The following is a 15,513-nucleotide window of genomic DNA, read 5'->3' as shown; positions in this document are numbered from 1 at the left end:
AATATGAAAACGGCGACATTGCCTTCGCTGCGGGTAACGGCGGATTTTCGCGAGGCGGCGGAAAGCGTGCTGAAGGACGGCGAAACACTCTCTTCCTTCGTTGAGGATTCCGTGCGCAGGCAGGTGGAAATCCGTAAATCACAGGCAGAGTTCATTGCGCGCGGGCTGGCCTCGCTCGAAGAATCCAAACGGACGGGGATTTTTTATTCGGCCGAAGAGGTGCATGCGGAATTGCGGGCGATGCTCGCCGCCAAGAAAGCTGAGCGTGGCGAGTGACCTTCAATCTCCGGTACACGATTGCAGCCCGAGCGGACATAACCCGGCTATATGATTTTTTACTGGAAAAGGATTTTTCGACAGCGGAAAAAGCCGTGGACCGCATCATTTCGACGATTGAGGGACTGAGCGAGTTTCCTTTCGCAACGCGCAAGGCGCCTGGGGACAACGCACTCTTACGAGAACTGATCGTTCCGTTCGGATCTTCCGGTTACATCGTCCTCATTCAAATCGAAGATGCGGAAACCGTGTCCATCCTCGCGATCCGCCACCAGCGCGAGGACGATTACCATTGACCCTCACCGGTCGCTGACGGCCGCGCGCGGGTTTACCCAAGGTTCCTGATTGGAGCGCGGCAGCGGGGTTTTGCCGAGAATGTGGTCCGCCGCCTTTTCGCCGGTCATGATCGACGGGCCGTTGAGGTTGCCATAGGTCACATGCGGGAAGATCGAGCTGTCAGCAACCCTCAAGCCTTCCACGCCGATGACCCGGCATTCGGGATCGACGACGGCCATCGGGTCGTCCCTGTCGCCCATGCGGCAGGTGCCGCAGGGGTGATAGGCGCTTTCCAGATGCTCCCGCAAAAAGGCGTCGATCTCCTCATCCGTCTCCACATTTTCGCCGGGCTGGATTTCCGGTCCGCGAAAATCGTCAAAGGCTTTCTGGCTGAAGATGTCGCGCGTCAGGCGCACGCAATGGCGGAATTTCTCCCAGTCTTCCGGATGGCTCATATAGTTGAAGCGGATGACCGGGTCGTCATGCGGATCGGCCGAGCGCAATGTGACATTGCCGCGCGATTTCGACAGGTTGTAACCCACATGCACCTGAAAACCATGGCTTTTCGCCGCCGCCTTGCCATCATAGGAAATGGCGACCGGCAGGAAATGATACTGGATATCCGGCTGCTTCAGACCGGATGCTGAGCGCAGGAAGGCGCAGGCCTCGAACTGGTTGGAAGCGCCAAGCCCGCCTTTCGACAGCAGCCATTGCGCGCCTGCCACGCCCTGCCAGAACCACGGCAGCCAGGAATAGAGCGAGACCGGCTTGGTGGAGACCTGCTGGAAATAAAACTCCATATGGTCCTGAAGATTTGCGCCCACGCCCGGACGATCCGCCTTCACCTCAATGCCCATGTCTTTCAGGTGCGCGGCGGGGCCGATGCCTGAGAGCATCAGCAGTTTCGGCGAATTGAAGGAGGATGCCGAGACGATGACTTCGCGATTGGCCGCGATGGTTTCCACTACACCCTTGCGCTCGATCTCGACACCAACGGCCCGGCCGTTCTCGATGACGACCTTGCGGGCGAAGCCGTTGACCAGCGTTACATTGCCGCGCTTCAGCGCCGGTTTCAGATAGGCATTGGCAGCGGACCAGCGGCGGCCATTATGGATGGTCTGCTCCATCAGGCCGAAACCCTCCTGTTTGGAGCCGTTATAATCGTCGGTCTGTTCAAAACCGGCCTGCGCGCCGGCCTGAATGAAGGCGTGGAACAGCGGATTGTTGACCGGGCCGCGCTGCACATGCAGCGGCCCATCCGTGCCACGCCAGCCCTCCTCGCCGCCATGGCTGTGTTCCATGCGCTTGAAATAGGGCAGCACATCCGCATAGGCCCAGCCATGCGCGCCAAGCTCTTCCCAGCGGTTGAAATCCTCGGCATGGCCGCGGACGTAAACGAGGCCGTTGATGGAGGACGAACCGCCGATGACCTTGCCGCGCGGCGCCGTAATCCTGCGGTTGTCGAGGTTCGGCTCGGGCTCGGAGAGATAGCCCCAATTATAGCGCTTCATGCTCATCGGCCAAGCGAGTGCGGCCGGCATCTGGATGAAGGGGCCGAAATCCGAACCGCCGGCCTCGATGACGATCACCGAATAACGACCGTCTTCCGACAGGCGATAGGCGATGGCGGAGCCTGCGGAACCCGAACCGACGATGACGTAATCTGCTTGCATTTCGAAATATCTCCAGAATTCACATCTGCGCCTGTGGCTGACCCCCCTCTGCCCTGCCGGGCATCTCCCCCTCAAGGGGGGAGATCGATATGTGGCGAGGTCGCGCCCATCTCAACGTCAGCGAATGAAGTGGTGGTGGCGCCGCTTGCCGATCTCCCCCTTGAGGGGGAGATGTCCGGCAGGACAGAGGGGGGCAAGCCCCACCCGCCACGCTTCAATAAGGCGCGTCCACCTTCCCAGTGCTCACATAAACCGTCTTCAGCTCACTATAATGCTCCAGCGCGGCGGCCGAATTCTCCCGCCCGAAGCCGGATTGTTTCGAGCCGCCGAAGGGGATTTCGACCGGGCAGAGATTATAGGTATTGATCCACAGCGTGCCCGCCTCCAGCCGGTCGACCACGCGATGGGCGCGGGCGAGATCGGCGGTGAAGACGCCGCCGGCCAGCCCAAATTCGGTGGCGTTGGCGCGGGCGAGAACCTCGTCCTCATCGTCGAAATCCAGCACGCACATGACCGGGCCGAAGATTTCCTCACGGGCGATGGTCATGTCGTCAGTCACATCGGCGAAGACGGTCGGCTGCACATAAGCGCCCTCGCCCGAAACATTGTTCGGAATGCCGCCGCCGGTGATGAGCGTCGCGCCCTCCGCCCTGCCCTTTTCGATATAGGAAAGGACCTTCTCCTGCTGGGCCTTGGAGACCAGCGGGCCGAGATGGGTGGCGTAATCGAGCGGATCGCCGAGGATCATCGCCTCTGTGCGGCGCTTCAGGTTGTCGAGGAAACGCTCCTTCGCCTTTTTCTGCACGAAGACGCGAGTGCCGTTGGAGCAGACCTGGCCGGAGGAATAGAAATTGCCGAGCATGGCCCCGCCGACAGCGCTTTCGATATCGGCGTCGTCGAAGACGATCAGCGGCGACTTGCCGCCGAGTTCCATCGTCACATGCTTCAGATGCCCGGCAGCGGCGGCAGCCACCTTGCGGCCGGTCGGCACCGAGCCGGTGAGTGACACCTTCGCCACATCCGGGTGATTGACCAGCAGCGGCCCGGTATCGCGATCACCCTGAATGACGTTGAACAGGCCCTTTGGCAGACCGGCCTCGATGAGGATTTCGGCGATCTTCAAGGCGCCGAGCGGGGTGTTTTCCGAGGGCTTGAAGACCATGGCGTTGCCGGCGACCAGCGCGGGAGCGGCCTTCCAGCAGGCGATCTGCTGCGGATAGTTCCATGCGCCGATGCCGACGCAGACGCCGAGCGGCACACGCTTGGTATAGGCGAAATCACCGCCGAGCGGGATGTAATCGCCATTCAGCGCCGAAGGTGCGATACCGCCGAAAAATTCGAAGGCATCCGCGCCGGACGTCGGGTCGGCGACGATGGTTTCCTGGATCGGCTTGCCGGTATCCAGCGTCTCCAGCGTGGACAGCGCATCGTTGCGCTCGCGCATGATATCGGCGGCGCGTTTGAGGATGCGGCCGCGGGCCATGGGGCTCATCGCCGCCCATTCCTTCTGTGCACGTTTGGCCGAGGCGATGGCGCGCTCGACGATGGCAGGCGTTGCCGCATGCAGCTTCGCGATCACCTCGCCGGTAGCCGGGAAGATGCTCTCGAACGGCGTGCCGGCCGTGTCTTCGACATACACCCCGTCGATGAAATGCGAGGCTTTCGGCTGCGCCTTAAGCGTGGTCATGTCGAAGTCTCCTTAAAGAACGCGGATGGACGGCTTTTGGCGCTGTCCATCGGGAAATGATTTGAGCTGCATGTCGAAATAATCCTCGACAAGCGCCGGTGCGGAGGCAAGGCCGAGCGGCGCCGAGCGCAGGCTGTGCCTGATATAAAGCCCATCGATCAGGGCCGCCGCCCCTTCCGCGATGCGCGCGGCATCGTCCGGCGGGCAGAGCCGGTTGAGGCTCGCCATGAGGTTGGACCTGAGGCGGCGGGAATAAAGCACCAGCAGGCGGCGGGTTTCTTCCGAGCGCTGCGCCTCGACATAAAAGGCAAGCCACGCCGCCACCGTTTCGGGCGTGAACTGGTCGCTCTGGAAGGAGACATGCACGATGGCGCTCAGCCTTTCGCGCGGGCCGGAAGCGCGGGTCAAAGCCGCCACCGCATCGCGCCGCAGGTCACGCAGCAGGCTGCGGATGGTTTCGAGAAGAAGCTGCTGCTTGCTGCCGAAATAATGATGCGCGAGCGCAGCCGACACGCCCGCTTCCCGGGCGATATCCGACATCGTCACATTCAGCGAACCATGGTGGCCTATGGTGCGAAGCGCCGCATCCACCAGCGCCTTGCGGCGCAGAGGCTCCATTCCGATCTTGGGCATAAGCGTCTCCTTGATGGTCGCAAAATATTCTTGATTGATCGATCAATCAATAAAAAACGCGCCATTTCATGTCGCGGATTGGCGCCTGCGCGGCAGGGGAGAAAACGAAAGCGGTTTTCCCGTCTTCCGGCTCATGATCTGGATCAAATCTTCGACAGGCGCATTGCGCTACGGTGCAATCGTGATAGCGTTACCCCCGACCATTCAGGGAGACAGCGACATGACGCAGAGTCTCAATGCATCTGGATTTTCACCGCTGAAAGCAAAGTGGGGCTGGCTGCTGGCGCTTGGCCTCGTTCTCCTGGCCTTCGGCATCATTGCGCTCGGCAATCTTCTGGTCGCCACCGTCGCCTCCGTCTTTTATGTCGGGGTCATGATGCTGATGGGCGGCGTGCTGCAGCTTTTTCATGCCTTTCAGGTGAAGGGATGGGAAAGCGTGCTGTTCTGGACGCTGAGCGGCCTGCTTTACGCCATTGCCGGCGTCATCGCTTTCCAGAACCCCGATCTGACGGCGGCCGTGCTGACCTTGCTAATGGCGATTTCGCTCATTGTCGCCGGCATTTTCCGCCTCGTCGTCGGCTTCCGGCTGAAACCGGCGACGGGCTGGGGCTGGGTTGCCACGGCGGGCGCGGTGACGGCGCTGGCGGGTCTGGTGATTGCCGCCGGCTGGCCGGTCAACAGCCTCTGGGTGCTGGGCCTGTTTCTGGCGATAGACCTTATCATGCAGGGTTTTGCAACGATCGCTCTGGCCATGGCCATGCGATCATGAGGGTAGTATACGGCCCGTATCGGATCCATGCCGATCAGGGAAAAACTAAACCCCAATATACTGCAAATTGGGTATGGAACGCGTTTCGTGGTAAGATAAGCGATGATACCAATTTCGCTGGATGCGGCGCCCAGACGAAAGCTCTTAAAAACGACCGCCCATAAAAGACCGCCCCCGCCCCGTCCGTGAAACGGGCATTTATCGGGTTCGCGTGGCGGCCATGGAAAGAAGGGAGTGATATCATGCCAATGGTGACAGTATCGATTTCCCCGGAACAGGCAGCAAGAATGCGCGAGGCCGTGAATTGCGGCGCTTACGCATCCGGCAGCGAGGTCGTCAGGGCAGCGCTGAGACTATGGGCGGCCTCCGCCGAACATGGCGTGGGCGCAAAGTCCACAGAGCCTGTCGAAGCGGACCGGGAACGCATGAACGTTGCGGAACTCTATGCCGCACACAGCGGGCATATCCGCCGGGCATAAGGCCCGGCGTAACAACCCTCCACATTGAAAGGGTTGTAACAAAACGTTCATGAAAGCTTCACAGTCGTGAAAGCTTTTGTTGACCTGTAATCTGCGATTGTTCGCCGCAAAAGAGACGGGTTCCCGATGGCGCATTCCACACGGCGCGCCACCAAAGGGACCGGCAATAGCGGAGAATAGAAATGCAGGCCGTCACGCTGGAGAACGATGTCATAAGGCGTTTTGCCTCCGGGCACATGTTTCCCATGGCGAAACTGGTGCTCGAAACGGCATTTCAGCCGATTGTCGAGGCAACGACAGGCACGATTTTCGGTTATGAATCGCTGATGCGCGGCCATGACCGGCTCGGTTTTTCCAATCCGCTGGCGCTTCTCGATCAGGCTGCCGCGGATGGCGAGCTGAAGGCCTTCGAGCAGATGCTGGCGAGCCGGGCGCTGGCGAAATTCTCCACCCTGCCCGATTTTTCTTCCGCCACCCTGTTCCTCAATCTGGATGTGCGGCTGATCCCGCATGGCGACGCCATTCTGGACAAGCTCGTCGGCCATCTGGCACGGGCGGGCATTCCCGCCTCCTCCATCTGCTTCGAGCTTTCCGAACGTTTCGACAATACCAGCGTGCCGGAATTCACGGCGCTGATCGCCCGCATGCGCAAGGAAGGCTTCAAGCTGGCCATCGACGATTTCGGCGCCGGCCATGGCGAGATGAAGCTGCTCTGCGATTTTCCGCTGGATTACCTGAAGATCGACCGGCATTTCATCACCGGCGTCGACCAATTGCCGCGCAAGCAGCACCTTGTGCGCAACATCGTCAACATCGCCCATGTTCTTGGCGTCAGGGTCATTGCGGAAGGCATCGAAACCGAAGCGGAATTTCTGACCTGCCGCGAATTCGGCGTCGATCTGGTGCAGGGCTGGCTGATCGCGAGGCCCACGGTCTTCACCAGCGAGCTGCCGGAGAGCTTTCCCCATATCAACCGTATCGGCGTGGCGCGGCGCAGCAGCCAGACGCTGGATGAGATTCTCATCCGCCGTGAAATCGAGCGTCTTCCGACCGTCTTCGAGCATGACAGCGTCGACAGCGTCTTCGAACTGTTCCGCAGAAATCCGCAGCAGGCATTTTTCCCGGTTCTCAACGCCAATGGCGAACCGCGCGGCGTCATCAACGAATATCACCTCAAGGAATATATCTACCGGCCCTTCGGCCGCGACCTGCTCAAGAACAAGATCTACGAGCGCACCATTTCCCACTTCGTCGATCCCGCGCCGATTGTCGGCCTCGATGCCGATGCCGACCAATTGATGAACATGTTCGCCAGCATGGGCGGCAGCGCCTGCATCATCCTCACCGAAAACATGCGTTACGCCGGCATTGTTTCCGCCGCTTCGCTCATCAAGGTCATCAACGAAAAACAGCTGAAGATGGCGCAGGACCAGAACCCGCTGACGGCGCTGCCCGGCAACCGCGCGATTGGCGGCTTCATTGCCGACCGCTGCAGCGATGGCGACGAGGCGCGCTTCTTCTGCTATTGCGACTTCGATAATTTCAAACCCTTCAACGACAAATACGGCTTCAACGCCGGCGACCACGCCATCACCCTGTTTTCGGCGCTGATGCGCCGCTATTTCTTCGCCGGCGACTGCTTTCTCGGACATATCGGCGGCGACGATTTCTTCATCGGCGTGCGCGACTGGACGGTGGAGGAGCTGACGGAAATCCTCGAGCGGCTGCTCAGCGATTTTCACGACGACGTCGCCGAACTCTATTCGGACGAGGACCGCGCCGCCGGCTGCATGAAGGGCCAGGACCGCCACGGCAATGAGCGGGACTTCGCGCTGCTGCGCTGCTCCATTGGCGTGCTGACTTTGCCAAAGGGGTTGATCATCGCCAATCCCGAGCGGATCGGCAGCGAGATTGCGGGTGTGAAGGCGGCTGCGAAGGAAAACGAAGGCGGTCTCGTCGTCCGGGTCTTCGGCGAGACAAATTGACACTCGTGACAAACGGCCTCCTTCCCTAAGCGGTGCATCTGACCTACATCTTCAGGCGACGCCGACACGTGAGGAGTTGCCCCTGGCCATGCCCGACACCAAGACCCTGCCCGAAACAATGCGCTTCATCGACCTTCCCTCCCATGGCGGCCCGGAGGTGATGCGGCTTTCGCAAGCGCCTTTGCCGAAGCCCGCAAAAGGCGAGGTTCTGGTGAAGGTCGAGGCGGCGGGCGTCAACCGTCCGGATGTCGCGCAGCGGCAGGGCATCTATCCGCCGCCGAAGGATGCAAGCCCGATCCTCGGCCTCGAAATCGCCGGCGAAGTGGCTGCGCTGGGTGAAGGCGTTACCGAATTCAAGCTGGGCGACAAGGTCTGCGCGCTCGCCAATGGCGGCGGTTATGCGCAATATTGCACCGTGCCGGCCGGGCAGGCCCTTCCCTTCCCCAAGGGTTACGACGCCGTCAAAGCGGCGGCTTTGCCGGAAACCTTCTTCACCGTCTGGGCCAATCTCTTCCAGATGGCGGGCCTCACCGAAGGAGAAAGCGTCCTCATCCACGGCGGCACCAGCGGCATCGGCACGACGGCGATCCAGCTTGCCAAAGCCTTTGGCGCGGAAGTCTATGCTACGGCGGGCTCGGCGGAAAAATGCGAAGCCTGCGTGAAGCTCGGCGCCAGACGGGCGGTCAACTATCGTGAGGAAGATTTCGCCGCCGTCATCAAGGCTGAAACCGACGGCAAGGGCGTCGATGTCGTTCTCGACATGATCGGTGCGGCCTATTTCGAAAAGAACCTTTCGGCACTCGCCAAGGACGGCTGCCTATCCATCATCGCTTTTCTGGGCGGCGCCGTGGTCGAGAAGGTCAACCTCACCCCCATCATGGTCAAACGCCTCACCGTCACCGGCTCCACCATGCGCCCCCGCACGGCCGACGAAAAACGCGCCATCCGCGACGACCTCGTCGCAGAGGTCTGGCCGCTCATCGAAAGCGGTCAGCTGGCACCTGTCATCAACCGGGTCTTCATGCTGGATGACGTTGTGGAAGCGCACCGGCTGATGGAAAGCAGCAATCATATCGGCAAGATCGTGATGCGGGTGTCGTGACACTCTGAGCGGGATCGTTGTTCAGGCGGATATGGAAAGGATTTTGTCATGACCGCACTCACCATCCGTCTCAGCACGATCAAGGATATCAAGAGCCGCTTTGTTGCCGCCGGTAATCTGGCCTTGTCCGGAAAGCCGGTGGAGGCGAAACCATCCGTCGAATTTTCCAGCTATGAGGACCTGCACCGCATTCTCGCGCCGCTTCGCCTTGCCATCGTCAAGGCTCTGGCCGGACAGGGGCCGCTTTCTATCCGGGAGGTTGCCCGTCGGGTCGGGCGGGACGTACAGGCCGTTCATCGCGACGTGACGTCGCTCCTCCATGCGGGCGTTATCGACCGGAACGAGGCTGGCATCGAGTTTCCCTATGACAGCATCCACTTCGAATTCGACGTAAAGGCCGCAGATGCGGCATAGGTGCCGGGCGTCCCCTGGAAGTAATCCCTCTTGCATTACTGACGAATCGTACTACCTTCTAGTTATGTTCAACGTATCGGAAGGAGGTGATCCAATGTCTAGTGAGATTTCGGTCTCTGGTGCAGGCAATGGAAAGGGTGTGTTTTCAACGGGGCAGCCCTCGTTGTAAACTTCCTGCCTTCGGAACGTTGAGAAACAGTCCCGGGTCTGTAAACAGGACCAAACTCATGGAAGGGTCGCTTAGGCGGCCCTTTTCCGTTTTTGCTTATTGCTTCGACTATTGAGGAAATCTGTGCCTCGAGTGCCGGTGCGGCAAGCTCGATGCTCGAGGTACTCGTGACACGCCTCTTCCGTCATGCCGGTCCCCGGAACAAGCCCGAGGATGACCCGGCATCCAGCCGGCGCGCGTCTGCGCGACGAGAGGACTCTTTTCAGCCCAAAGACTTGGGCTGACTGGATACCGGCTCGAGGCCGGTATGACGGAGAACTGGGGAGAACGCCGGATCATCGACCGTCAACTGCGGTCACCTCTTCCTTATTTCTTCCCGAAAACCTTCCACCGTGTCGGCCGGAAGCGCAGCTCCGCGCCCACGGCCACGGCGGCGTTGAGCGGCACCTCGATTTCGAGGTGATAGGGCTCATGGCCGTTATTGGCGATGTCGATTTCGGCGATGCGGGTGCCGGCGAGGCGGCGACAGGTGGTGACCTTGCCGTAAAGCGCGTCCTTCTCCCCAGTCAGCACCACATCTTCCGGGCGGAAGAAAAGCTCGCCCTCGCCAGAGCCGCTCTCGTCGATGCCGATGCTTTCGCCCTGGAACAGCACGTGGCCGTCGCGGATGGTTACCGGCAGGCTGGAGGATTCGCCGATGAAGGAGAAGACGAAGGGGGAGTTGGGCGTGTCGTAGACATCGTCAGCCGTGCCGACCTGTTCGATCTTGCCCTGGCTCATAACGACGACGCGGTCGGCCAGTTCCAGCGCCTCTTCCTGATCGTGGGTAACGAAGACGGTGGTGTGGCCGGTGCGGTCGTGGAATTCGCGCAGCCAGCGGCGCAGCTCCTTGCGCACCTTGGCGTCGAGCGCGCCGAAGGGTTCGTCGAGGAGCAGCACCTTCGGCTCGATGGCGACGGCGCGCGCGAGCGCCACGCGCTGGCGCTGGCCGCCGGAAAGCTGTGAAGGGTAACGCTTTTCGAGGCCGGAGAGATGCACCATGTCGAGCAACTCGGAGACCCGCCTGCGGATTTCCGCCTTTGGCGGGCGCTTTCCGGAAGGGCGCACCTTGAGGCCGAAGGCGATATTGTCGGCCACCGTCATATGGCGGAACAGGGCGTAATGCTGGAACACGAAACCGACATTGCGCTCCTGCACCGTGCGGTGCGAGGCATCCTCGTTACCGAAGAAAATCTGGCCGGTCGTCGGCTGCTCGAGACCGGCGATGAGACGCAGCAGCGTCGTCTTGCCGGAACCGGAAGGACCGAGCAGCGCGATCAGCTCGCCGGAACGAATGTCGAGCGACACATCGTTCAGCGCCGGAAAGCGGTCGAACTGCTTGGTGATGCCGGAAACTTTCACTTCCATGAAGATGCCTTTCAATGCTTGCCGGCTGCGTTGCCCGCGCCAAAGCGTATTTCGAGAATGGTTTTGAGAATGAGCGTCACGAGCGCCAGACCGGCGAGTAGCGTCGCCACCGCAAAGGCCGCGCCCATATTGTACTCATTATAGAGTATCTCGACATGCAGCGGCATGGTGTTGGTCTCGCCGCGAATATGGCCCGAGACCACCGAGACGGCGCCGAACTCGCCCATGGCGCGGGCGTTGCAGAGCAGCACCCCGTAAAGCAGGCCCCATTTGATATTCGGCAACGTGACATACCAGAAGGTCTGCCAGCCGGAAGCACCGAGCGAAATCGCCGCCTCCTCGTCGCCATTGCCCTGATCCTGCATCAGCGGGATCAGTTCGCGCGCGACGAAGGGAAAGGTGACGAAGATGGTGGCGAGCACGATGCCCGGCACGGCGAAGAGGATTTCGATGCCGTAACTCTTCAGCCATGGCCCCAGAACGCTGTGGGATGAGAACAGGATGACATAGACCAGACCCGATATGACCGGCGAGATCGAGAACGGCAGGTCGATCAGCGTGATCAGGAATGCCTTGCCCTTGAACTCGAATTTCGCAATTGCCCAGGCGGCCATCACCCCGAAGATGAGGTTGAGCGGCACCGAAATGGCGGCGACAAGCAGCGTCAGGCGAATGGCCGAGAGTGCGTCGGGTTCGACAATCGCCTCCCAGAAGCTTTCCGTGCCCTTGCGGAAGGCTTCGAAAAAGACCGATATCAGCGGCAGAACCAGAAAGGCGGCGAGGAAGACGAAGGCAATCGCGATCAACGCCAGCCGGGCGGGAAAGCTCTCGCTGGCGGGGTCACGAAACGGCCGGGGGGACGTGCGGGAAGCGGTCTCAGACATAACCGTACCTCTTGCGGCTCCAGGCCTGAATAAGATTGATGAGGAACAGCATGGCGAACGAGATGATCAGCATGATGGTGGCGATGCCGGTCGCGGCCGCATAATTGAACTCCTCCAGCCGGATGACGATGAGGAGCGGTGCGATTTCCGAGACGTAGGGAATATTGCCGGCGATGAAGATGACCGAACCATATTCCCCGACGCCGCGTGCGAAGGCGAGCGCGAAACCCGTGAGGATGGCGGGTGTCAGGCTCGGCAACAGGACGCGGGTGATGGTCTGGAAACGGTTGGCGCCAAGCGTGGCGGCCACCTCCTCCACCTGCCGGTCGATTTCTTCCATGACCGGCTGCACGGTGCGCACCACGAACGGCAGGCCGATGAAGATCAGCGCGATGACGATGCCGGTCGGCGTAAAGGCGATCTTGATGCCGAAGGGTTCGAACAGTGAACCGACCCAGCCGCGATTGGCGTAAAGCGTGGTCAGCGCGATACCGGCGACCGCCGTCGGCAGGGCAAAAGGCAGATCGACGATGGCATCGACGAAGCGGCGACCGGGAAAACGGTAACGCGTCAGCACCCAGGCGACGATGACGCCGAAGACCGCGTTGACCAGCGCGGCAAGAAATGCCGTTCCGAAACTGACACGCAGCGCATTCAGCGTGCGGCTATCCGTGGCAATCGCAATGAAATCTGAAAAACCCAGTTTCGCCGTGGACCAGACAAGGCCGCCCAGCGGAATAAGAATGATGAGAAACAGATAGGTCACTGTGTAACCAAGCGTCAGGCCGAAGCCCGGTATGACGCTCGACTGCCGCCATTTCCACCTGTTTCCGGAAGTATTATTGCTCATCAAGGCTCCGGATAATCTTTAGTTTTGCGCATTTCCGGACAGGAAACCGGGGTCCGCTTTTCCTGGAAATGCTCTCTGGGAGCCGGTGTTCCCCGGCGTTTATTATAAAGTATCGACCGGCACGGTGTCCGGTCGATCAGGTTTTGTTTTCTGTTGTCCGTGCGGACGCGGGCGATCTCTTTTCAGCCCATCATCCGCTTACTTTGCGGGCTTGTAAATCTGGTCGAAGATGCCGCCATCACCAAAATGTTCAGGCTGCGCCTTTGCCCAACCGCCAAACTGCGGGTCGTCAATGGTGACGAGCTTGATGTCCGGCAGCTGCTTGAGCAGATCCTTGGAGACCACGGCGGGGTTCGACGGACGGTAGAAGTGCTTTGCCGCAATATTCTGGCCCTCGTCGGAGTAGAGATATTGCAGATAGGCTTCCGCCGCCTTGCGGGTGCCCTTGGCGTCGACATTGGCGTCAACCACGGCGACCGGCGGTTCGGCAAGGATCGAGATCGGCGGCACGACGATATCGAAGGCGTCAGCGCCGAATTCCTGACCGGCGAGATAGGCCTCGTTTTCCCAGGCGAGCAGCACGTCGCCGATCTGGCGCTGGGCGAAGGTCACCGTGGAGCCGCGCGCGCCGGTGTCGAGAACCGGGGCGCGCTTGTAGAGCTCGCCGACATAGGCCTTGATCTTGTCCTGATCGCCCTTGAACTCTTCATTCGCCCAGGCCCAGGCCGCCAGATAATTCCAGCGCGCGCCGCCGGACGTCTTCGGGTTCGGCGTCACGATCTGCACGTCGCCCTTCACCAGATCGCCCCAGTTATGGATGCCCTTCGGGTTGCCCTTGCGGACCAGGAAGACGATTGTCGAGGTGTAAGGCGAGGAATTATGCGGCAGGCGGGTGCGCCAGTCCTTGTTGATCTTGCCGGAGTTCTGGACGATGGCGTCGATATCGCTCTGCAGCGCCAGCGTCACGACGTCCGCTTCCAGACCGTCGATGACCGAACGCGCCTGCTTGCCGGAGCCGCCATGCGACTGCTGGATCGTGACGTCCTCGCCGGTATCGGCCTTCCACTTCTTGGCGAAGGCTTCGTTGAAGTCCTTGTAGAGTTCACGGGTCGGATCGTAGGACACGTTGAGCAGCTTGGTCTGCGCGGCGGCCGAGCCAGCGCCGCCAAGTGCCAGTGAAAGGCTAAGCGCAACAACGCTCAAACCGGACAGAAGCTTGGACATCGGTATTCCCTCCTGATTGCGATGGCTTAACTCTACCGGTTGAGTAGAGTTGGTCAATGAGGCCGAATACGATCGAAAAAGTGTTTCCCGAGAGCGTTTTCCCGGGCAACAAATACAGCGCAGCATAAGCGAAAGGCGCAACAAGCGTCGTGTAAAACTTTGCTGAATGCAAAACCGTTTCACATTTTTGACGATTTTTTGCGCTGGCGGCGAAAAATATTATGGGGTTTTAGACGATTTTTTCGTCAGGCTGTCAAAAGCTCGGGCACTTCGACACCGGCCACGGCATCGGCAATGGTGGTGTTGAAAAGGATGTTGCGGGTGGCATCGGCCACGCGGGCAAAGACGTGGCGGATCTCGCACTGCTTCTCGCCGTCGCAATCCTCACAGCGGCGATAGGCCGTCTGCGACAGGCAGGGCAAGGGGGCAAGCGGCCCGTCGATGAGGCGCAACACCTCGCCGAAGGTGATATCCGCGGCCGGGCGCGCCAAGAGATAACCGCCCTGCTTGCCGCGCCGGCTTTCGACAAGGCGTTCCTTCTTCATTTCGAGAAGGATCTGCTCCAGAAACTTTTTCGGAATAGCCTGTTCGCGGGCGATGTCGGAAATCTGCACAGGACAGGCCCCGTCGGCCTTGGCCAGCGAAAGGAGCGCCCTCAGCGCATATTTTGCCTTCTGCGAAATCATCGTAAAACCAGTAGACCACAAGCCCGGAAACCCGGCAATTCCGGCTTAGCGCAGAAGTTGTCACAATTCAAATCCAAGCTGCGAAGAAGGTGAACGGGTATCTTTTGCTCATACCCTGCGCGCGTGAGGCATTTTTGCTCTCAAGTGCAGCGCACAAAGACTGTCATTTCTGTTCGCGGATAAGGATTTCAACAATAATCGGCCATGGAAATCCCGGACGTGACAATGACGATCAATTCAGCAAATGCCTCTGCCGATACCGCTTCCCTCGACGCCACGCTTGCCGGGCTCGATCTGGCGGGTCGGCTTTCGTTTATCGCCGGCCTCGGCGGGCGGGCGGTCTTCACCACCAGCCTCGGCATCGAGGATCAGGTCATTACGGCCGCCATCGGCACGCATCGCCTGCCGATCGACGTCGTGACGCTCGAAACCGGCCGGCTGTTCAAGGAAACCGTCGATCTCATCGATGAAACCGAAGAGCGTTTCGGTATCGAAATCCGCCGCTTCCGCCCGGAGCAGGACGATATCGACGCCTATGCCGAAAAATACGGTCTCAATGGCTTTTACGAGAGTGTCGAAGCCCGTCACGCCTGCTGTCATGTCAGAAAGCTGATCCCGCTCGGCAAGGCGCTGGAAGGCGCCGCCTTCTGGATCACCGGCCTTCGCCGCGGCCAGTCCGGCAATCGCGCCACGACGCCTTTCGCCGAATTCGATGCGGAGCGCAATCTCATCAAGATCAATCCCCTAGCTGACTGGGATATCGACCTCATCCGGGCGCATGTCGCCCAGGAGAACATTCCCGTCAATCCGTTGCACCAGCGCGGTTACCCCTCCATCGGCTGCGAGCCGTGTACGCGCGCCATCAAGCCCGGCGAGCCTGAGCGCGCCGGACGATGGTGGTGGGAAAACGACGAGAAGCGCGAATGCGGTCTTCACGTCGCCGGTGCGGAGCAGACATCCGCCGTTTCCGCCATCCCGCAACGATAATCATTCAGTACA

The 15,513-nt window shown here is 60.3% G+C and carries 16 protein-coding genes; 8 read left to right on the top strand and 8 right to left on the bottom strand.

Features of this window, described 5'->3' with window-relative positions:
* Window positions 1–3 precede the first annotated feature (3 nt).
* A complete protein-coding gene (locus CFBP4996_RS02490; protein WP_080833754.1) occupies window positions 4–276 on the top strand; it encodes a YlcI/YnfO family protein in 273 nt (90 codons plus the stop codon).
* The gene (locus CFBP4996_RS02485) at window positions 273–572 is read left to right on the top strand and encodes a type II toxin-antitoxin system RelE/ParE family toxin (protein WP_078051124.1); all 300 of its coding nucleotides are present in this window, start codon (window positions 273–275) and stop codon (window positions 570–572) included. The genes CFBP4996_RS02490 and CFBP4996_RS02485 overlap by 4 nt, the downstream gene beginning before the upstream one ends.
* 3 nt (window positions 573–575) lie before the next feature.
* On the opposite strand, the gene betA is transcribed toward CFBP4996_RS02485, so the two are convergent.
* From betA to betI, 3 genes are all read right to left on the bottom strand, one after another.
* Complete coding sequence (betA, locus tag CFBP4996_RS02480) at window positions 576–2,225, bottom strand: choline dehydrogenase (protein ID WP_080852534.1); 1,650 nt, start codon at window positions 2,223–2,225, stop codon at window positions 576–578.
* Between the two features lie 214 nt (window positions 2,226–2,439).
* Window positions 2,440–3,912, bottom strand: coding sequence for a betaine-aldehyde dehydrogenase (gene betB, locus CFBP4996_RS02475; protein WP_080852535.1), 1,473 nt, complete (start codon window positions 3,910–3,912; stop codon window positions 2,440–2,442).
* A 12-nt stretch (window positions 3,913–3,924) separates the two neighbouring features.
* On the bottom strand, window positions 3,925–4,545 hold the full coding sequence (gene betI, locus CFBP4996_RS02470) for a transcriptional regulator BetI (RefSeq protein WP_020812509.1): 621 nt from the start codon (window positions 4,543–4,545) through the stop codon (window positions 3,925–3,927).
* Window positions 4,546–4,765: 220 nt separating this feature from the next.
* Here betI and CFBP4996_RS02465 point away from each other — a divergent pair, with 220 nt between their 5' ends.
* From CFBP4996_RS02465 to CFBP4996_RS02445, 5 genes are all read left to right on the top strand, one after another.
* Window positions 4,766–5,314, top strand: coding sequence for an HdeD family acid-resistance protein (locus CFBP4996_RS02465; RefSeq protein WP_080853227.1), 549 nt, complete (start codon window positions 4,766–4,768; stop codon window positions 5,312–5,314).
* Window positions 5,315–5,556: 242 nt separating this feature from the next.
* Entirely contained in the window at window positions 5,557–5,793 is a 237-nt protein-coding gene (locus CFBP4996_RS02460; protein ID WP_080852536.1) for a ribbon-helix-helix domain-containing protein, read from the top strand.
* Window positions 5,794–5,975: 182 nt separating this feature from the next.
* On the top strand, window positions 5,976–7,778 hold the full coding sequence (locus CFBP4996_RS02455; protein ID WP_020812512.1) for a GGDEF domain-containing protein: 1,803 nt from the start codon (window positions 5,976–5,978) through the stop codon (window positions 7,776–7,778).
* 88 nt (window positions 7,779–7,866) lie between these two features.
* Entirely contained in the window at window positions 7,867–8,880 is a 1,014-nt protein-coding gene (locus CFBP4996_RS02450; protein WP_162935917.1) for an NAD(P)H-quinone oxidoreductase, read from the top strand.
* Between the two features lie 48 nt (window positions 8,881–8,928).
* Window positions 8,929–9,294, top strand: coding sequence for an HVO_A0114 family putative DNA-binding protein (locus CFBP4996_RS02445; protein ID WP_080852537.1), 366 nt, complete (start codon window positions 8,929–8,931; stop codon window positions 9,292–9,294).
* A 535-nt stretch (window positions 9,295–9,829) separates the two neighbouring features.
* Here CFBP4996_RS02445 and CFBP4996_RS02440 read toward each other — a convergent pair.
* The 5 genes from CFBP4996_RS02440 to CFBP4996_RS02420 form a co-directional block, all read right to left on the bottom strand.
* Window positions 9,830–10,870 carry a sulfate/molybdate ABC transporter ATP-binding protein gene (locus tag CFBP4996_RS02440; RefSeq protein WP_035218478.1) on the bottom strand — a complete coding sequence of 347 codons (1,041 nt, stop codon included), beginning with the start codon at window positions 10,868–10,870 and terminating at the stop codon, window positions 9,830–9,832.
* A gap of 11 nt (window positions 10,871–10,881) precedes the next feature.
* Complete coding sequence (cysW, locus tag CFBP4996_RS02435) at window positions 10,882–11,754, bottom strand: sulfate ABC transporter permease subunit CysW (RefSeq protein WP_080852538.1); 873 nt, start codon at window positions 11,752–11,754, stop codon at window positions 10,882–10,884.
* Entirely contained in the window at window positions 11,747–12,604 is an 858-nt protein-coding gene (cysT, locus tag CFBP4996_RS02430; RefSeq protein ID WP_003494311.1) for a sulfate ABC transporter permease subunit CysT, read from the bottom strand. The genes cysW and cysT overlap by 8 nt, the downstream gene beginning before the upstream one ends.
* Window positions 12,605–12,802: 198 nt before the next feature.
* Window positions 12,803–13,828 (bottom strand): sulfate ABC transporter substrate-binding protein, encoded by a 1,026-nt coding sequence (locus CFBP4996_RS02425; RefSeq protein ID WP_035262358.1) that lies wholly within the window; start codon window positions 13,826–13,828, stop codon window positions 12,803–12,805.
* A gap of 245 nt (window positions 13,829–14,073) precedes the next feature.
* A complete protein-coding gene (locus CFBP4996_RS02420) occupies window positions 14,074–14,514 on the bottom strand; it encodes an RrF2 family transcriptional regulator (protein WP_003520468.1) in 441 nt (146 codons plus the stop codon).
* A 204-nt stretch (window positions 14,515–14,718) separates the two neighbouring features.
* Between CFBP4996_RS02420 and CFBP4996_RS02415 the strand changes: the two genes are divergently transcribed.
* Window positions 14,719–15,501, top strand: a complete 783-nt coding sequence (locus CFBP4996_RS02415; protein ID WP_162935918.1) for a phosphoadenylyl-sulfate reductase — start codon at window positions 14,719–14,721, stop codon at window positions 15,499–15,501.
* The last annotated feature ends 12 nt before the right edge of the window (window positions 15,502–15,513 follow it).

The sequence above is a fragment of the Agrobacterium leguminum genome (assembly GCF_005144435.2).
GTDB classification, from domain to species: domain Bacteria; phylum Pseudomonadota; class Alphaproteobacteria; order Rhizobiales; family Rhizobiaceae; genus Agrobacterium; species Agrobacterium leguminum.
Note: the sequence above shows the minus strand (reverse complement) of the source record. Positions and strands in the feature narration are given on the sequence as shown.